We start from the raw sequence: 19,131 nt of genomic DNA, 5'->3' as shown, positions 1-19,131 counted from the left end.
TGAAGCTGTGGTTCTAGAAGTAAAAAATGTCAGTAAAGTTTTTGGCGGCTTAAGGGCCGTGCATGAAGCGAGTTTTCAGGTAAACGAAAACTCAATTACCGGTCTAATTGGGCCTAACGGAGCTGGTAAGAGCACTTTATTTAATTGTATAGCGGGGTATTACCGTCCGTCAGCCGGCGAGATTTTTTTTAAGCAGGAAAAAACCAGCGGGTTTACTGCAGATGAAATCGCTAAGAGGGGGCTGGCCCGGACTTCCAGACACCGCAAGGCTTTGCCCAAATGACGGTTATGGAAAATCTGATGGTTGTCCCTAAAGGGCAGGCCGGAGAGAAACCTTGGCAAGGTTTAATCAACGGTAAAAAGGTTAAAGAGCAAGAAGAGGTAATTAGGAAGAAAGCCTTCAAGCTTTTGGCGGACTTCGGATTATCTGAGCAGAAGAACGATCTAATCGCCAATCTGAGCGCTGGCGAAGCGCGGATCGTTGAGATCGCCCGCCAACTGATGTTAGATCCTGAAGTGTTGCTGCTCGATGAGCCTGCGGCCGGAATTAACCCGGCGCTTCAAAATCACCTCGTCCAAGTTTTATTAAAGCTTAGGAAACAAGGCCTGACGTTGCTCATCGTAGATCATAATCTCGGTTTTATTTCAAGCTTATGTGATTATATTTATGTACTTCATTTAGGTCAAATCATAGCAGAAGGCACGCCGCAAGAGATCTTTAGAAACCCGAAGGTAGTAGAAGTGTACCTGGGGGGGATAGCATGAGCTTGTTAAAATGCGAGAATGTTGAATCCGGGTATGGCAGACTGCCTATCCTCCATGGAGTAAACCTTAGGGTAGCAGAGGGCGAGATGATCGCATTATTAGGCGCAAATGGGGCTGGAAAGTCTACCCTGATGAAAACAATTGCAGGAATTTTGCCTTTAATGAAGGGAAGCATGGTTTTCGATGGCAGAGATATCACTTTGTTAAAGAATCATACGCTCGCAAAGATGGGTCTGGGGTATGTCCCGCAGGAGAAAAACGTGTTTGCTGACCTTACCGTAGCTGAAAACTTGGAAATGGGTGCCTTTACGATCAGAAATGCCAGACAGGCGATCGAAGCCATCTATGAGCGTTTTCCCAAGCTCAAAGAACGGTATAAACAAAAAGCCGGAACTCTGAGCGGGGGAGAGCGGCAATTGCTGGCAGTGGGCAGTGCTTTGTTACTTAAGCCGCGTTTACTGATACTTGACGAGCCAACATCCGGATTATCTCCTCAAGCAACAGAGTCTATGATCGAGACAATTAGCAGAATTAGGGATGATGGTACGGCGGTAATTTGGGTCGTTGAGGAAAGCCCCAAAGAGGTGCTGGCCCATGTGGACAGGGTATACCTTTTAGAGTCAGGACTAGTGAAAAAAGAAGGCACCGGGCGTGAATTCCTAGAGGATGAGGAGGAATTCGAGACCTTGTTTTTAGGCCACAACGTTGGTTGAAATGAAAAGGAGGTGGGCAACGGCGCAGATGGGTAAAAGACTTCGAGACAGCTACTGTTAGTTACAAAAGTTGACCTTTAAGAGTTGATTTTGAAAGTGAGGTTGGGAAGGAATGTTAAAAAAGTTTCTGGTATCTTGTTTGGTCTTAAGCATGCTGGTGCTGCCCGGTTGTGGCCAAACTCCTGCTAGCACACAAACGGGTGGAGGCGGCACTAGCAGTAATAACAGCAATAACAGCAGCAGTAATTCAGGAGGGGACATTCCGGTTGGAATTTTGACATCTTATACCGGGGAAATGGGTGCCTTCGGGGTGCCGGTTTATAATGCAGCCAAGTTAGCCTTTGACGAGGTTAATGCCGAAGGCGGTATCGAAGGCAAGAAGGTCAAGTTATTCACGGAAGACGACCAAAGCACGGTTGAGGGCGGCATTCGCGGGGCCAGAAAATTAATTACAGCCAATGGCGTTATTGCCATGCACGGCATGGTCTCTGATGTATTATTGGCCACCTGGGATTTTGCCAAGCAAAATAAAGTAATGGTTACATCCCCCTATGCGGGCACAACGAAACTGGACACAACAGGGGGAGACTATCAGTACCGGACGGTGCCGTCGGATTCTTTGGATGGAAGGGTTGCTGCCCATGTGCTATGGGACAAAGGGTACCGTAAAATTGCTGTTATGTATGAAACAGCAGAGAGCACAACGTCCATAGCCAATGCGGTTGCCCAACAATTTCAACAACTCGGGGGTACCGTTAGCATTATGGAACCCTTCCAGAGTCGCCAATCAAGCTATCTTGCTGAATTAAAGAAAGTATCTGAAACCAATCCAGATGCGGTTTGGCTGGGATCAGGCCAAGAAACTGCTCCTACCATCTTAAAACAATGGAAGCAACGTGGATATAAATGGCAGTGGATGGTTTCGAGCGATATCGCTGTGCCGGAGATATTCAAACTTGTCGGCACTGATACCATGAACGGGATTCTCACGGAAATCCCTGCCGGGGACAGTCAAAGCGAAGATTATAAGCGGTTTGCCGCAAATTATAAGACTGCTTATGGCAAAGATCCGGGCGGAAATTTTGAAGCTAACTCTTATGACGCCGCTATGATTATGGCCTTGGCCATGGTAGCCGGTGGAAAAGTAGACGGCACTGCCATTAATGAAAACTATAAAAAAATTGCCAGCCCGCCTGGGGTTAAAGTACACACTTTCAAAGATGCGGTTGCCGAGTTAAAGAAAGGGAACGACATTGACTATGAAGGACCATCCGGCGATGTGAACTTTGACGATCATGGAACGACTTCAGGAAGTTTTAATGCCTTGATTGCCAATAATGGCAAGTGGGACCAATTCAAGTTTTATCCTGCCTCTACTTTTGAAAAGACTAAATAAATCTTAGTGGGAGGATCTTCCTGCAAAGGAAGACCTCCCACGTCCCGGATATCACGCACCAGAGAGAACAAAGGTTTTCATTATTTGGGATTGTGGGGTGATTTCTCATTGTCTAAGGTAATTTACTCTAGTCCGGAAAACTTAAAAGAGTTGTTTCAATTACTCGAACAAGATCAAGCAGCCACCTTGTGGGCGGGTGGGACTGATTTAACCGTTAAGCTCGAAAATAAGAAAATTAAGGTTTCACATATAATAAACCTGAAGAATGTTAAAGAATTAGACTTTATTACAGCGAGTGAGACGATTCGAATTGGGGCCTTAACAAGCATAAGGAAGCTGGAAACCTCTGGTCTTATTCAAACGGAATATCCCTTGCTTGCTCAGGCTTCGCATGGTTTAGGATCATGGCAGATAAGGACATTGGCGACTTTCGGAGGCAATTTGGCAAATGCTGCCCCTTCAGCAGAAACAGCAACACCTATATTAGTGTTGAATGGCACAATGATTATTAAAGGTAAAAACACAGAAAGAAAGGTTCCTGCCGCGGAATTTTTCCGAGGGCCCGGGCAAACGGTTCTTAAACAAGGAGAGGTTTTAACGGAAGTCGAATTGCCGAAACTTACATCTGATTTTAAGAGCATTTACCTTAAACATAGCTTGCGCCGTTCAATGGATATCGCTCTTGTTGGGGTAGCCTGCGCTCTAAGGTTGGATGGAGACAAGTGTCTGGAAGCCCGCATTGGTCTAGGGGCTGTAGCACCTACGCCAATTCGTGTTCCCAAAACAGAGCGGTTTTTAACTGAGAAAACTTTAACAACCAGCATGATCGATGAAGCTTCTCGCCTGGCAGTGGAGGAGTGTAAGCCAATAGATGATATACGTGCCACGGCTTCCTATCGCAGGGAACTGGTGCAGGTTCTAGTTAAACGGGCTCTTACATCTCTGGTGAAAGATGGTGGTAGTGATGAAAATACCGATTAGTTTGACGGTTAACGGTGACAAATTCGAGTTGCTGGTTGCACCCACCCGCAAGTTGGTGGATGTGCTCAGAGAAGATTTAGGGTTTACCGGGACGAAGAAAGGCTGCGGCGAGGGTGAGTGCGGAGCCTGTACCGTGTTGATGGACGGGGAGCCTGTCAGTTCCTGTTTAGTGTTAGCCCCTCAGGCTCATGGCAAAACCGTGGTTACAGTCGAAGGGCTTGAAAGCGAAAACGGTGAGCTTGATCCGGTTCAGGAGAGTTTTATGTCTAAAGGCGCGATTCAGTGTGGATATTGCAGTCCCGGGATGATTATGACGTCTAAAGCGTTACTGAAAGTAAATCCTCATCCGACGGAAGAAGAGGTCAAGGATGCAATATCCGGAAACTTGTGTCGTTGTACCGGTTATCAGAAGATCGTCGATGCAGTTTTAGACGCTTCGGAAAAAAGGGGGCGCTGAATCGGTGAGTGAAAAAAGCGAGTTCAGCTATATCGGAAAATCCGTTACGCCGATAGATGCCTGGGAAAAGGCCACGGGCAGGGCTCAATTTGTAACAGATCTTAGTTTGCCTGGGATGCTGTATGGCAAGATCTTGCGCAGTCCGTATGCTCATGCCCGTATCGTTAGGATCGACACAAGCAAGGCTAAAGAAATGCCCGGAGTGAAAGCCGTCGTCACTTTTGAGGATACGCCTAAAGTGAAGTTCGGCCCCATGGCCAGCAACGAAGATTGGTATATCTTCGCTAAGGACAAGGTGCGTTTTATCGGGGAAGAAGTGGCCGCGGTCGCTGCAGTTGATGAAGATACAGCGGAAAAGGCTTTGGAATTAATTGAGGTGGTTTATGAAGAACTGCCTGCTGTCTTCGATCTTGAGGAGGCAATGAAACCGGGTGCCCCGGTTATTCATGAGGATTGGCCCCGGAATATTGCCGCTGAGGCCCATATCGAACACGGTGATGTTGAACAAGGATTTACCGACTCAGACCTAATTATAGAAGAAACCTTTTCGACCAGTCAGGTATACCACGCTTATATGGAAACAATGGCCGTAATCGTAAGGCCTGAAGACAGAAATCGTTTAACAATGTGGCTTCCTATTCAAATACCGAATAAGGTGCGTCTTATTTATGCCAAAGCACTTGGAATAAGCTCGGAGGATATCAGGGTCATTAAACCTTTCATTGGGGGTGCCTTTGGGGCAAAAATGGAAACGAACCTGCATCTTGCGTGTGCGGTTTTGGCGCAAAAGACGAAGCGGCCGGTCAAGATTGTAAATACCAGGCATGAAGACTTTATTGCAGGTAATCCCAGGGTTCCGATGCAATATTGGGTCAAGATGGGATTTCGGAAAGATGGGAAAATTACCGCGAAACACATGCGCGTGGTCGCAGGGAACGGCGGGAGAACTGTCTATGGCCCGGCTATTATGTCTACAGCCTGTTATCGGATTGATGCACTCTATGTCTTTGAAAACGTAAAAGCTGAAGGATATGCAGTCTATACTAACTCAGTTCCGACGAGCTCATTTCGGGGGTTTGGAAACTCGCAGTCAATCTTTGTCTTGGAGTCAATGATGGATATGGCGGCGGAAAAATTAAACATACCCCCTGGGGAGCTGCGCAAGATCAATGCAGTTCAAGCGAATTACACCAATATTCACGGATGGAAGATTGGGACGGCCGGGTTAATCGAATCCGTCGATAAAGCCGTGGAAGCGATGGAACAAAGGAAAAAAGAAGTGGTTAAACCGGGGAAAGTGCGTGGCATTGGTTTAGCTTGCTGCAACCATGTATCCGGCAATAGGGGATTTTTCCCGACCTTTGACGGCTCGGCTGCAGTGGTTAGAATCGGGGAAGACGGGAAAGTAGTGCTCTACCACGGGGAATGTGATATGGGCCAAGGACAAAATACAGTATTTGCCCAGATTGTGGCTGAGGAATTAGGAGCAAAATTCGCGGATGTGCAAGTGGGTACAGTCGACACCCAGATTTCACCCTTTGGTCTGGGTTCCTGGGCTACCAGGGGTACCACGATCGGGGGTATGGGGGCCAAAGCTGGGGCCGAAGCCGCAAAAAAGATTTTATTTGAAGCGGCGGCGGTTTTACTGGGAGTTAAGCCTGAAGAACTCTCTTCCCGCGAAAGTGTACTCTATGTAACTGACACGCCGGATAAAAAGTTAAATTTTGCTGAGGTTGCCCGCAGCTATGTTTTCAAGCATGGCGGGGCGTCGATTATCGGAAATGGCTACTATGTGCCGGATACAGTTGCCCCTGATCCCAAGACGAAATACGGCAATATTTCCCCGGCCTATGTGTTTGGGACTCATATCGCCGAGGTGGAAATCGACACAGAGACCGGCCGGGTCGAAGTGGTAAATTACTGGGCGGCCCATGATGTCGGCAGGGCGCTTAACCCAACCTTATTAGAGGGCCAGGTCGAAGGCGGGGTAAGTATGGGCCTTGGCTGGACTCTGATGGAAAATATGATTACTAAAAATGGCGAGGTTCTCAATGCGGGTTTTCTCGATTACCGGGTTCCGGGTCCGAAAGATGTCCCGCGGGTTCATACCATGTGGGTAGAACCGGTGGAACCCAATGGACCGTTTGGAGCAAAAGGGATAGGAGAGCCTGCCCTGAACCCGGTTCCGGCGGCCATTGCCAATGCCATTTACAATGCGATCGGTGTCCGCTTTACTCAACTGCCGATAACACCTGAGCAAGTATTGGCAATGCTTAAAGAAAAAGAAAATTAATTTTTTGTAATAAACTCAATCAGAAGAACAATGCATTTATTTAGAGAGGGTTGGAAGAGGTGGCGGTAGTGGTGAGTGAACAAAGAAAAATCCAGATTGCAATTGATTCAAGAGCTTGTAAACGCTGCGGCATCTGTCAGGGCCTGTGCCCGCAAGCAGTGTATAGCCTAGCCAAAGACGGCTCCCCTGAGGTCACGAACCCGGAGCGCTGCACTTACTGCCGCCTGTGCGATTTACGGTGCCCGGATTTTGCCATCACACTGGAGGTGTTAGCGTGAACAGACCGGTCGGAGTACAATTCATGCAGGGCAACGAAGCCTGTGTTTACGCAGCGCTTGATGCCGGGGCCAAGTTTTACGGCGGCTATCCCATCACCCCATCATCCGAGATCGCGGAACTGTCAGCCAAGTTCCTGCCGCAGGTGGACGGAGTTTACCTCCAGATGGAAGACGAAATCGGCAGCATCGCCGCCATCATCGGTGCTTCCGCTGCCGGCCAGAAATCCTATACCGCCACCAGCGGTCCCGGATTTTCCCTCATGCAGGAGAACCTTGGTATGGCTGTGTATGCCGAAGTCCCGCTCGTCTTAATCAACGTCATGCGCAACGGCCCCAGCACCGGACTGGCCACCCGTCCGGCCCAGGGGGATGTCATGCAGGCCCGCTGGGGCACGCACGGGGACCATCCCATCATCGCCTTAAGCCCGGGCTCGGTTCAGGAATGTTATGACCTGACTGTGAGAGCGTTTAACCTCTCAGAAAAATATCGGATCCCGGTCATCCTTTTAGGGGATGAAGTCATCGGGCACATGCGGGAAAGCTTAACCATTCCGGAAGCAGACAAACTGGAAATCATCAACCGCAAGCTGCCCACGGTCCCAGCCCAAGGGTACAAACCCTACCAAACCGATGAAGATGACATTCCGGCCATTCCGCCTTACGGCACCGACTACATCGTCCACATCAGCAGTTCCTGCCATGACGAGAGCGGCTATTCCCACAGTGCCCCTCAGACCGCAGACAAACTCGTACAGAGGCTGCACCGCAAGCTCGAAAAGAACAAAGAGGACATCATCCAAGTGGAATGGTTCGGCCCGGAGCAAGCCGACCTCACCATCATCGCCTATGGCGCAATTTCCCGCGTAGCCAAGCAGGCCGTAGTAAGCGCCCAGGCTCAAGGGCTCTCAGTCAACCTATTAAGGCTCATCACCCTCTGGCCCTTTGCCGATGAAGCAGTTAAACAAGCTTTAGGGAAAGCCAAAGCAGTCTTAGTGCCTGAACTCAACTTAGGGCAGGTCGTCCGTGAAGTCGAGCGTCTTAACACCGTTGGCACTCCTGTTCATTCCCTCTCCAGAATCGACGGGGAAATACTGATCCCGGCCCAGATCATGGAGAAAATCGGGGAGGTGCTCAAATAATGGCCTTAAGCTACAAAGACTACCTGGAACAGAGCCAACTGCCCCACATGTGGTGCCCGGGCTGCGGGGACGGCATCATCCTCAGAGCCTACACGGAAGCCTTGGCTGAATTAGACCTGGCACCCAAAAATGTCGTCACCGTCACCGGCATCGGTTGCTGGGGCAAAGCGGACGACTACCTCTCCACCCAAGCTTTCCACGGCACCCACGGACGGGCGTTAGCCTTTGCCACCGGGATCAAAACCGCCAACCCGGACTTAACCGTCGTAACCCTCATGGGAGACGGAGATGCCGTCACCATCGGGGGCAACCACTTCATCCATGCCGCCCGCCGCAATATCAACCTCACCGCCATCGTCACCAACAACTACAACTACGGCATGACCGGCGGCCAGTACTCCGCCACCACCCCGCTGGAAAGCAAAACCACCACTTCCCCCAATGGAGTCGCTGAACCAGGGTTTGATGTCTGCTTCTTAGCCGAAGCGGCTGGAGCCAATTTCGTCGCCCGGACCACAGTTTACCATGCCGTAGCTCTTAAAAACCTCATTAAAGAGGCTATACTCCATCCCGGCTTTAGCCTGGTCGAAGTCATCAGTCCCTGTCCAACCTATTTCGGGCGCTTCAATGTCCACCCGAGCCCGGTCAACATGATGAACTGGCTTAAAGAGAAAGCCATACCCGTCCGGAAATACCGGGAGCTGCCCCTCGAAGAACAACACGAACACTTCGCTGTCGGCAAGCTTGTCAAGAAAGACCGTCCAGATTTCTACACAACCTACAGACGCATCAATGGCAGCAAGAAAGGTGCAGAGGAGGGTGATACGAATGGGCGCTAAACAGTGGCAAATCGTCTTGGGCGGCACGGGCGGCCAAGGACTCATCCTCGGCGGGGTAAGCTTAGCTAAAGCTGCAGTAGCGGAAGGGAAGAACGCGGTTCAGACCCAGACCTACGGGATTCAGACGCGCGGCGGCTATTCTCAGGCTGAAGTGGTTATCAGCGAAGGGACCGTGTATTTCCCGAAGTGCGATAACCCGGACTTGGTCCTGGCTTTAAGCCAGGCAGCCTATGACCGCTACAAAAACAAGATTTCCGCAGACTGCATCGTCCTCTATGACAGTGATGCCGTCACCAGCAAAGGGCGCGCCCAAGACTTGGGGTATCCCTTCCAGGCCAAAGCGATTGATTTAGGGAATGAGAAAGTAATAAATTCTCTGGCCCTGGGCGCAGTCTTAAAATTGTGCCCGGTGGTTTCTAAAGAAGAGCTAATAAAAGTAATGGAACAAGAACTGCCGCCAAAACTATTGCGAGTAAATAGTGAGGCATTACTGACCGGCTATAATTCTATAGATAGAGCGGATAAGTAAACAAAGGGTTTTTGTAACTTGGTGTAAAAGGAGCTGCTAACGGCTCTTTTTTCATAAAGGAAACTTGCTTTAGGTGGAGTTTTAACTCCATCTGAAGTTTTAGTTGAAACGTGGGAGGGGGAGCAAGAAGATGTCAGTAAAGCTCCAAAACAAAACAGGGACAGGAAGAAGAAAGATTTTAGAAACGGGCGAAGATTTACGAGAAACCTTGCGCGCACTTCCAGGGTCGATTACCACCAAAACAATTGCCGCAGGCACGGTGGCTGCATTATTCAGCTGTACAGGCCCTCCGCTTATCATTATGAATTCCGCTGCAGCAGGGAACCTTTCAACTAAGGAACTAACTTCTTGGATATTTGCAGTGTATTTTTTTGGCGGTATCTTAAGCCTTTTTCTTTCTTTGAATTATCGTCAACCCTTAGTGGGTGCATTTAGTATACCGGGAACAGTGCTTGTAGGTACAAGCCTCACTCAAATTACTTTTTCTCAGGCAATTGGGGCTTATATTATAAGCGGATTAATCCTGCTTGTCCTGGGACTTTCCGGAGTAATGGAGAGAACTATGCGGTTTTTACCACAGCCAATAGTCATGGGAACAATAGCGGGCACACTGATTCATTTCGGAACGGGAATTATTAAAAGCGCATACTCTGCTCCACTCTTAGGTAGCGCAACGCTCATAAGCTATTTCTTAACGCAGCGACTTCTCAAGCGGGTGCCGCCAATTCTTGGAGCTTTGATCGGGGGGCTGGCTGTTCTATTGTTTAAGGGTAATTATAATTTTGAGCTAAATCTGCATATCATTGGACCAAGCATTTTCTTCCCGGATTTTGTACCCAAAACAATTTTATCAGTATCCTTACCATTAGTTGTACTCGTTTTAGGTTCGGAGAATGCCCAGGCTATCGGAGTTAGTGAGGCTCATGGATACCATCCGCCAGTTAACATGATTACTATTTTAAGTGGATTGGCAAGCGTTGCCGGAGCATTTTTGGGGGCCCATTCCGTCAATATGGCTGGGGTTTCAACAGCTATTTGTGCTGCCCCCGGGAATGGCGACCGTAAAGGTCGGTATTCAGGCTCCATCATAGCTGGAATACTGTTTATCTCATTTGGAATTTTAAATAGTCCTGCGGTTGCTTTTATTAAAGTCCTGCCGCTTGAGTTTATAAATGTTATCGCAGGCTTGTCGATGATCGGTGTACTGATAGGGGCTTTTGAGCTATCCTTCAGCAGCAAACGCTTTCGTACCGGAGCTATATTTTCCTTGTTAATCGCGATGTCCGGGATAAATATATTTTTTGTAAGCGCTCCATTTTGGTCGCTGGTCGGAGGTGTTCTGGTTTCATATATTACAGAACCCCACGATTTCAATGCCCTGAAGTCTTAATTTCTCTTGTACGCCTTAGACTATTCGAATAATTTCCAAAATTCTAAAGTTATTTAACTATTATACGTACTATGTTAAAATTAGGGAAAAGATTGCTGGGGTGATTTAATGACCTTGGAGCTATTCACAATTAAGGAATTTGTTCAGCAGATCGTTGAGGCGATCGCAACCGTACTTGGGATTGAGGTCATGGTTTTTGATCCGGCAAGAAACATTGTAGCTGGTACAGGGGTAACTAAGATTGAAATTGGAGCACGCTATAACGAGAGCAGCCTCACAGGTACCATTTTAACAAACGGACATCCTTTAATCGCGCGGGAGCCAGGCCACTCATCCGAGTGCCAAGAGTGTTTCCGTTATGGAACCTGTCCCTACTTGACGGTGGTAGCCTATCCTATTAAGGTTGATAATGAGATTTTGGGAAGTTTTTGTCTGGTGGCAACGAATGAATTTCAAAAAGCAAGAATACTGGCGGATGAAGATGTGCTCATAAGATTTTTGGAGAAAGCCGCTTTGTTGATCGGGAGTGCTATTAATGAACGCGCAATCAGAGAACAGCTTAACCTGCTCATTAGGCGCTATGATAATGTTGTAAATTCTGTGCACGAAGGAATTATTGCCACAGATGAGAGCGGAATGATCATTCACCTGAATAATTCCGCCATTGAAATGTTGGGGATTGAAGCCGGTGCCATCCTGCAAAAGCACATTACTAACATATTTCCCGACTTCAGACTTTCAATGCCGGAATTGTTAGAGCGTAAAAAGATTGAACTTGAGGTCGGTTATCAAGAAAGCTCCCAGCGCAGGAAGAAGTTCTTTTTAGCAACGGTTATCCCGATTATCGGAGATGGCGGGGCTGTGATTAAGGGAGCCACCGTTTCCATGAGGAACCTTAAAGAGGTGCAGTCTTATGCCGCGAAACTCGTTGGAACTTACAGTAAATACAACTTCAGGGATATAATAGGTGACAGTAAAGAGATAGTATATGTGAAAAACAAGCTGGAGAAGGCCGCTGTAACGGATTCCACTATTTTAATCCGTGGGGAAAGCGGCACCGGCAAGGAACTGTTTGCACATGCGGTACACAGTGCCAGTTATCGCAAAAAAGGCCCTTTTATTGCGATCAACTGTAGTGCAATTCCTGAATCGTTAATGGAAAGCGAATTCTTTGGCTATGAAGAAGGGGCTTTTACAGGGGCCAAGCGAGGTGGAAAGCCAGGGAAATTTGAGTTGGCAGCCGGAGGGACCCTTTTCTTGGATGAAATCGGGGATATGCCTTTGCATTTGCAAAGTAAGTTATTGCGCGTACTTGAAACGCATTCGATTGAACGAGTCGGAGGAATTGAACCGATTGCCACAGATGTCCGGATCATTGCAGCCACAAATCGTAATTTAGAGGAGATGGTCGAAAGACGCGAGTTTCGGGGAGATCTGTATTACCGTCTCAGTGTAATCCCTGTTTTTATACCTCCGCTTCGGGAACGCAAGCAGGATATCCTGCTGCTAATTGAGTACTTCCTTGATAAATACAGCAAAATCATGAACAGGGGTGTTCAAAGGCTTGATCCGGATACGCTTCATACCTTGATTCACTATCGGTGGCCTGGAAATGTACGTGAACTCCAGAATGCGATTGAATATGCAATAAGCATGAGCGAAATAGCACAGCCGATTCTGCCGGAACATTTGCCCCAAAGGATTCTTATGGCAGCAGGTGTTTATAACTATCACGATCCTAAGGCTAGTGAATTGATATCGAAAAGTAAATCGCTGGATGAGGAGCAGCTAACTCCGGCTGCAAAACTTAAAAGTGTTGAACTTGAAATTATTAGAGAAGCCCTAAATAAATTCGGAAATTCAACCACCGCCAAAGAACAGGCTGCTAAGTATCTCGGGATTAGCCTTGCGACGTTATATAGGAGGCTTAAAGAAATCGGATAATCTTAATGTTTTCCCGCAAAGTATGCCTTACCCTAAAATTGGCACGTCGGGCTCATTATACCAGATTGAGATGACTGTTGAACTACCGCTGCTTTGGGTAATGTTAAGAACTTTAATCCAACTGTTGGCGGCTAACCACTCGTTAACTTGTTCTTCTAAGACTCGCTTATCGGGTGAACTGAAGAGCTTTACTTTCATGAGAAAAGAGCTCCTTTCCTATAATTAGTTTTAAGAAGTAGCGGGGCATTTCTAGCATAAAGGTGAATAAGATTCCTGTCAAAGTTCTGAGATCTAATAGAATTTTACGATCTTAAAACCCGTCAACTTTAGAGTGAGATTTTTTCCCCCAGCATTATGCTGGGGCTTGTTTTTCACCACAGTTCAGTATTGACAGGGACTACCTCTATAGTTTAGAGTTAAGCTGAAATTAATTGACCCGCCGGTCGGTTTTTCCTTCCGCAGAAACCAACCGAGCGCTCGGCGGTGGCTGACTTCCCCTAAGACTACTACATAGGCAAGGAGGACTCATTCATGAAAAGGATCATGAGTTTGATCATGGCCGGTGCATTGCTCATGCAGCCGGTTGCGGCCTTGGCCACAGATAGCCAGGATACCGGGGTTCTGAGTTCTATCAGTTTTGATCAGCTAAAGCAGGAAGTCCTGGATCGGAACTTAACCATTAAATCAACTGCGGATAAAATTGACGAAGGACAGAATAAGATCAACACCGGAATTAGCGGCTTAAAGCAATTAGAAGCACCCTTGGATGCTAACTCTGACAAAATTCTGAACTACTTTACCACTCCTAAATCAACGGGGGTAAAGGCGATAACTGCAAGTAAAAGCGACTTAGCGGCGGCACTTACCGGTACCTCCATCGATCAAAGCAAACTACCGGATCCTGGCTATATGCTGGTTTCTCATGATGGGACGACGAAGTATGCATTCACCATTGCCAAAGACGCCAACGGCAAATTCCTATGGATGCCAAATCCGAACCCGGCTGTTCAATTTCCAAGTGCGTATCCATCCGCTTTAGGTTCCAGTTTGAATGTGCAAACGGATCTGACCCCTAATTATGTTGATACGTCTAAGATCAATGAGCAGATGATCTCCATGCTTGACTATCTGAATTTCAATTTGCTGAACCTATATCAATCCCAGCTGATGTCCATTGAATCTCAAATCCAATCCCTGAATTCTCAGGCTGATGATAACGGGGTGGCTGAGGTCCAGCAATCCATCGTTAGTGATCAAATTGTCTGGGGTGCCCAGCAGCTCTACCTTACCTATAATGATCTTTCAGCCCAGGCGGATAACCTCTCGCACCAACTGAAGCTGCTTCAAGATCAATTGACCATCACTAAACTTCAAATTCAGCTTGGAATGGCAACCGCCACAGAAGTTAAGACGACGGAATCGAAAATCAGTGATTTGGCGTATGGACTCCACACTCTGAACGAAAACCGGAACTGGATTAAAGGCAATCTCAATACGATGCTGGGTCAGGATTTTGATACCGCTTTAACCCTTGCATCTAATCCAACGGTTGCCGAGTCTGAGGTCAAGGCTATGGATTATGAGACCGACCTCGATAAAGCCATTGCCTGGAATAAAGAGATCCTTCTGAAAGTCAAGTCTGCGTCCGATACCATTCCGGATTCGGTAGTGGAGGATATTCAAAACCTGAAACTTAAAACGAAGCTGGATTTCGACAAAGCGTATCAGGGATTACATGACAAACTCCAGGCTCTGAAAAATGAGCAGGCTAAGCTCGCACTTGAACAGGAGAAATTAGATCAGGCACAACTTTCGTACAACCTGGGGCTGCTTGCCGGTATAGCGCTGGAGGGTGCTAAAATTCCCTATGAAAACCAGAAACTGAAGGTTTCAAATGCGCAGACGGAGGTAGTCAAGGCTTATCAGCAGTATCAATGGCTCCTCAAGGGCACGGATCTTCTTACCTGAGTAAAGGATTTGGCATGTCGGGCATTCATTTCAGGTAATATATAACATGGGTGACAGGCATACAGTAAAGTGTAATGAATGACAATCAACTGGCGATAAACTAAAAAGGTGACCGAACAGTCAGTCTTTAAGAGAATGATTCTTTTGGGGGAGGCAATAGGCTTGAAAAAACAGAATCGTATGCGCATATTAACAGCTAGTCTGGGCATCGTATGCCTGGCCTTATTTGCAAGCGGCTGCGGCACCCAGACAACGGCCGCTGTGGCCGAAGAAAAATACACACCCGTGGAAGTTATGCCCGCCGCTGTCCAGACCCTTGTCGAGACCACGGCTTTCAGCGGTAAGATCAATTCGAATCAGGATTTGTCCATTGTTCCCAAAATGCCGGGTAAAGTGAGTTCCGTCAATGTTCAAGTCGGAGATACGGTGAAGGCGGGGACCGTACTGTTCACCCTGGATACATCGGATTTGCAAAAGGCCGTGGATATGGCCGCGATTGGGGTACGTACGGCTGAGACAAACTATCAGAGGACGAAAGAGCAGATTGAGCTGGCGCAAACGAATCTGGACCGTCAGAAACAGCTCTTTGAGGCCGGCGCGATCTCCAAAGCTCAGTTGGAGGGGTATGAAAGTCAGGCGTCGGATACACCTTTACAATTGGCGCAGATCCAGTGGGATCAGGCTAAGCTGAATCTGCAACAGGCGCAGGAAGGGTTGAACAATGCCGTGGTGACTGCTCCGGTAGACGGAACGGTTGTCACAGTCAGTGTGAAATACGGTGAGATGGCATCCAATGTTCAACCGGCCGTCACCTTGACCCAATTGAATTCGCTTTATGTCGCGCTGAATATCCCGGAAAATATCGTTAATTCCTTGAAACCCGGGCAGGATGCCAAGGTGGCGGTCACTTCAGCAGGCTCAGAAACGATGAACGGCAAAATTTCGAGCCTGGCTCCTGCGGCTGATGCCCGTACGATGCTCTACGCGGTTAAAGTGGTGGTAGAAAACATAAACGGTACGATAAAACCGGGAATGTTTGCCAAGGTTGAGATGCCGACACAGACACGGACTGCGGTACTGGCGGTTAAAAGTGAAGCGATTGTGACCAAAAACGGAAAGCCCGTGGTTTATGTTGTCGAAAACGGTGCCGCTGTGGAAAAAGAAGTGACCACCGGTCTGGATACAGGGGCTTTGGTGGAAATCACCAAAGGGTTGAATCAGGGGGATCAAGTGGTTATTAAAGGGCAAACCTTTGTGGAGCAGGGGAGCAAAGTCAAGATCGTGGGGGGGAACGCAGCTTGAAGTTAGCTGAGGTATCGGTTAAACGCCCAGTCACGATCATCATGCTGATGCTGGTTATTATCTTGCTCGGCTCAGTATCCCTAAGCCGTCTGCCGATTGACCTGCTCCCCAATATGGAAATTCCGGTGGCTGTAGTGGTGACCACCTATACCGGTGTGGGTCCTCAGGAAATTGAGAAACTCATTACGAACCCGATCGAAGGCGCAATCTCAACGGTTGAGAATATTGACACCGTCACCTCGACCACGACCGAGGGAAACTCCATCGTGGTGGCGATGTTTAAGTATGGAACGGATATGAATTTTGCCACCTTGCAAATGCGCGAGAAGGTGGATCTGATCAAGCGCCTGTTTCCGACTGAAGTACAGGTACCTATGATTATGAAAATCGACCCCACCATGATGCCAATTGTCCAACTGACCGTCTCGAAAAAAGATGGGGATCTGGCTTCTCTGCAAACGCTGGCAGAAGACAAGATCAAACCGAGACTGGAGCGGGTCAAAGGGGCTGCCTCTGTTACTGTGACCGGAGGTTACGAAAAACAGGTCAGCCTTAAAACAAATGAAGAAAAAATGAAAGGGTACGGTCTCAGTATCTCAACCCTGGCGGGAATTCTCGCGGCCGAAAATATGAACGCCCCTGGCGGACAGGTGCAGAAGGGAAATCAGGATTTGACCATCCGCACCATGGGCGAGTTCCAATCAATTGAAGAAATCAAGAATTTACTCATTCCCCTGCCGACGGGCGGACAAGTGCGCTTGAAGGATATTGCGGAGGTGAGTCTTGGTCATTCTGATTTGACCGCGATCTCCCGTACCAATGGCAAGCAGAGTATCAGTATTGCGATTCAGAAACAGTCCGGAACCAATACCGTTCAGGTTGCTAATGAGGTAGCTTCGGCACTCAAGGAGTTGAAAACGGATTATCCGAACCTGAACTTTGATACGGTGATGGATCAGTCGGTCTATATCAAGCAGTCTATCAATACGGTCGTGAGGGAAGCTTTACTGGGTGGACTCCTGGCCATTATTGTACTGTTTCTGTTCTTCCATAACCTACGCACAACCTTCATCACGGCTACGGCAATTCCGATTGCCATGATGGCCACATTTGCCGTCCTCTACTTCTCCGGGGTTACAATCAATATGATGACACTTGGGGGGTTGTCGTTGGCGATGGGGCGTCTTGTCGATGATAATATTGTAGCCCTGGAAAATATCTACCGTTTCCGACAGGCCGGTCACAGTAAGAGTGAAGCCGCCATGAAAGGTGTATCGGAAGTCGGTATGGCCATCACGGCTTCGACCTTGACAACGGTCAGTGTCTTTCTACCGATTGTTTTTGTGCAGGGGCTTACCGCGACCCTTTTCCGAGAACTGGCCTTGACCGTCAGTATTTCACTCGCAGCTTCGCTCTTAGTCTCGCTGACCCTGGTGCCAACGCTATCTTCAAAGATCATGCAGGCTGAGGGCATTCCTGAAGGCAGGCGGGGTCTTTTCGGGGTGATGGATCGCTTTAGTCGCTGGTTTGATCGTCTTTTTGGCAAAGTCGAAGCAGGCTATCGGAAGTTTCTACATTTTGCACTAAACCATCGTAAGAGCGTCGTCGCGATTTCTATTATTGTCTTCGTGCTCTCCGGCTTGTCCGCCTTAAGTTTAGGTGCGGAGTTCATGCCTGTTACAGACTCAGGACAGTTAACAGTTTCTGTTAAACTGCCGGATGGTGCGAAACTGAATGATACGGATAGTGTGATCACACAAATTGAACAAAAGCTGGAAGGAATCAAAGAGGTTAAAACCGCTTTTGTACAGATCGGAACCAGTGGCGGGTTTTCAATCGGTGGCAACACCTCCAATGTCGGTTCAGTTAACGTCCAACTTATAGATCTCAACTCCCGTTCTCGCAGTGTGGGGCAGATTGCGGATGAGATTCGGGGTTTAACCAAAGATATTGCTGGGGCTGAAATCCAAGTTGCGGTAACCGATAACATGTCCATGGGGAGCAGCGGTGCTCCGGTTGATATCGCGGTCAAAGGGGACGACCTCGATCAGCTTAAGAAAATCGGGAATGACCTTAAGGAGATTGTCGCAGCGGTCGATGGAACCCGCGAAGTAAAAACGAGTATGAACGAAGGGGTACCGGAGGTTCAGGTCCATGTTGACCGCAAAAACGCGGCTCAGTTCGGGTTAACCGCGGGGCAGATCTCCCAGGCTGTCAAAGGGACAATTTCCGGTACGACAGCAACCCGTTATCGCTATGAAGGCAAAGAAATTAATGTAGTCATCAGCGGAGATGAGACCCTGAAATCCAGCATTTCCAATCTGGAACAGACACCGATTCCCACACCAGCCGGAATCAGCGTACCTTTGAGTGAGGTCGCACAAGTAACAATGGATCGCGGTCCTGCAAGTATTAGTCGGTCGGGTCAAACCCGGGTCGTGGATGTGACCAGCCAGATTATGAACAGGGATGTCAACAGTGTGAGCAAGGACATTGAGAGCAAGCTCAAAACGTACCCGATGCCGGATGGCTATATGTATGAATTAAACGGCCAGAACAAGCAACTCACGGATTCATTTAAAGACCTGGGTCTGGCCATGGTTCTGGCGATCATCCTTGTGTATATGATTCTGGCTTCCCAGTTTGAATCCTTACTCCATCCTTTTACGATTATCCTGTCCCTGCCTATGGGATTCTCCGGTGGAATGCTCGGGTTGTTTATTACGCATAAGACGCTTAGTGTACCCGCTTTCATCGGGTTGATTCTTCTGATCGGGATCGTTGTCAGTAATGCGATTGTGTTGGTGGATTATATTAACAAGCGTCGGGAAAGAGGAGAAGAGCGGGAGGTTGCCATCGAAAACGCCGGACCGATTCGGTTGCGACCAATCGTGATGACCTCGCTGGCCACGGTGCTGGGCTTGATTCCCATGGCCTTAGGTATTGGGGAAGGATCGGAATCCATGGCACCCATGGCAGTCGTTGTCATTTTTGGTATGGCTCTTTCTACCGTTTCGACACTCCTGCTCGTACCGGTTATCTATACGATCTTTGAAGATATCCGCAACAAGCGGTTTTTCCGGCGGAAAAAAGGAAATTCTCTAAACAAGCCTATGTTTACGGAACGGGCGTAGGGC

The 19,131-nt window shown here is 48.2% G+C and carries 17 protein-coding genes; 16 read left to right on the top strand and 1 reads right to left on the bottom strand.

Going from position 1 to position 19,131, the window contains the following annotated elements; all coding sequences use genetic code 11:
- Positions 1-7: 7 nt before the first annotated feature.
- The 13 genes from ACYQ2N_RS06805 to ACYQ2N_RS06745 all read left to right on the top strand — a co-directional run bounded on the left by ACYQ2N_RS06805 (position 8) and on the right by ACYQ2N_RS06745 (position 12,724).
- Entirely contained in the window at positions 8-283 is a 276-nt protein-coding gene (locus ACYQ2N_RS06805) for an ATP-binding cassette domain-containing protein (RefSeq protein WP_459998380.1), read from the top strand.
- On the top strand, positions 280-765 hold the full coding sequence (locus tag ACYQ2N_RS06800) for an ABC transporter ATP-binding protein C-terminal domain-containing protein (protein WP_459998378.1): 486 nt from the start codon (positions 280-282) through the stop codon (positions 763-765). Before ACYQ2N_RS06805 ends, ACYQ2N_RS06800 begins: the two co-directional genes overlap by 4 nt.
- The gene (locus ACYQ2N_RS06795) at positions 762-1,478 is read left to right on the top strand and encodes an ABC transporter ATP-binding protein (protein ID WP_459998377.1); all 717 of its coding nucleotides are present in this window, start codon (positions 762-764) and stop codon (positions 1,476-1,478) included. Before ACYQ2N_RS06800 ends, ACYQ2N_RS06795 begins: the two co-directional genes overlap by 4 nt.
- A gap of 112 nt (positions 1,479-1,590) precedes the next feature.
- Entirely contained in the window at positions 1,591-2,874 is a 1,284-nt protein-coding gene (locus ACYQ2N_RS06790; protein WP_459998375.1) for an ABC transporter substrate-binding protein, read from the top strand.
- A gap of 108 nt (positions 2,875-2,982) precedes the next feature.
- Positions 2,983-3,855, top strand: coding sequence for an FAD binding domain-containing protein (locus ACYQ2N_RS06785; RefSeq protein ID WP_459998374.1), 873 nt, complete (start codon positions 2,983-2,985; stop codon positions 3,853-3,855).
- Positions 3,839-4,312 (top strand): (2Fe-2S)-binding protein, encoded by a 474-nt coding sequence (locus ACYQ2N_RS06780; protein WP_459998373.1) that lies wholly within the window; start codon positions 3,839-3,841, stop codon positions 4,310-4,312. Before ACYQ2N_RS06785 ends, ACYQ2N_RS06780 begins: the two co-directional genes overlap by 17 nt.
- 4 nt (positions 4,313-4,316) lie before the next feature.
- Positions 4,317-6,605: a xanthine dehydrogenase family protein molybdopterin-binding subunit gene (locus ACYQ2N_RS06775; protein WP_459998371.1), complete on the top strand. Its 2,289-nt coding sequence runs from the start codon at positions 4,317-4,319 to the stop codon at positions 6,603-6,605.
- Between the two features lie 71 nt (positions 6,606-6,676).
- Entirely contained in the window at positions 6,677-6,883 is a 207-nt protein-coding gene (locus ACYQ2N_RS06770) for a 4Fe-4S dicluster domain-containing protein (RefSeq protein WP_459998369.1), read from the top strand.
- Complete coding sequence (locus ACYQ2N_RS06765) at positions 6,880-8,022, top strand: 2-oxoacid:acceptor oxidoreductase subunit alpha (RefSeq protein ID WP_459998368.1); 1,143 nt, start codon at positions 6,880-6,882, stop codon at positions 8,020-8,022. The genes ACYQ2N_RS06770 and ACYQ2N_RS06765 overlap by 4 nt, the downstream gene beginning before the upstream one ends.
- Entirely contained in the window at positions 8,022-8,861 is an 840-nt protein-coding gene (locus ACYQ2N_RS06760; protein ID WP_459998366.1) for a 2-oxoacid:ferredoxin oxidoreductase subunit beta, read from the top strand. Before ACYQ2N_RS06765 ends, ACYQ2N_RS06760 begins: the two co-directional genes overlap by 1 nt.
- The gene (locus tag ACYQ2N_RS06755; protein WP_459998365.1) at positions 8,851-9,390 is read left to right on the top strand and encodes a 2-oxoacid:acceptor oxidoreductase family protein; all 540 of its coding nucleotides are present in this window, start codon (positions 8,851-8,853) and stop codon (positions 9,388-9,390) included. Before ACYQ2N_RS06760 ends, ACYQ2N_RS06755 begins: the two co-directional genes overlap by 11 nt.
- 130 nt (positions 9,391-9,520) lie before the next feature.
- Positions 9,521-10,780, top strand: coding sequence for a benzoate/H(+) symporter BenE family transporter (locus tag ACYQ2N_RS06750; protein ID WP_459998364.1), 1,260 nt, complete (start codon positions 9,521-9,523; stop codon positions 10,778-10,780).
- A gap of 108 nt (positions 10,781-10,888) precedes the next feature.
- Positions 10,889-12,724, top strand: coding sequence for a sigma 54-interacting transcriptional regulator (locus ACYQ2N_RS06745; RefSeq protein ID WP_459998363.1), 1,836 nt, complete (start codon positions 10,889-10,891; stop codon positions 12,722-12,724).
- 27 nt (positions 12,725-12,751) lie between these two features.
- Here the strand turns inward: ACYQ2N_RS06745 and ACYQ2N_RS06740 are convergent, their stop codons facing one another.
- Entirely contained in the window at positions 12,752-12,922 is a 171-nt protein-coding gene (locus ACYQ2N_RS06740) for a hypothetical protein (protein ID WP_459998362.1), read from the bottom strand.
- A 333-nt stretch (positions 12,923-13,255) separates the two neighbouring features.
- Here ACYQ2N_RS06740 and ACYQ2N_RS06735 point away from each other — a divergent pair, with 333 nt between their 5' ends.
- The 3 genes from ACYQ2N_RS06735 to ACYQ2N_RS06725 all read left to right on the top strand — a co-directional run bounded on the left by ACYQ2N_RS06735 (position 13,256) and on the right by ACYQ2N_RS06725 (position 19,128).
- The gene (locus ACYQ2N_RS06735; protein WP_459998361.1) at positions 13,256-14,692 is read left to right on the top strand and encodes a TolC family protein; all 1,437 of its coding nucleotides are present in this window, start codon (positions 13,256-13,258) and stop codon (positions 14,690-14,692) included.
- 162 nt (positions 14,693-14,854) lie between these two features.
- Positions 14,855-15,994 (top strand): efflux RND transporter periplasmic adaptor subunit, encoded by a 1,140-nt coding sequence (locus tag ACYQ2N_RS06730; RefSeq protein WP_459998359.1) that lies wholly within the window; start codon positions 14,855-14,857, stop codon positions 15,992-15,994.
- On the top strand, positions 15,991-19,128 hold the full coding sequence (locus tag ACYQ2N_RS06725; protein ID WP_459998357.1) for an efflux RND transporter permease subunit: 3,138 nt from the start codon (positions 15,991-15,993) through the stop codon (positions 19,126-19,128). Before ACYQ2N_RS06730 ends, ACYQ2N_RS06725 begins: the two co-directional genes overlap by 4 nt.
- Positions 19,129-19,131: the final 3 nt, after the last annotated feature.

It is taken from the genome of Paradesulfitobacterium aromaticivorans, assembly GCF_054657415.1.
Note: the sequence above shows the minus strand (reverse complement) of the source record. Positions and strands in the feature narration are given on the sequence as shown.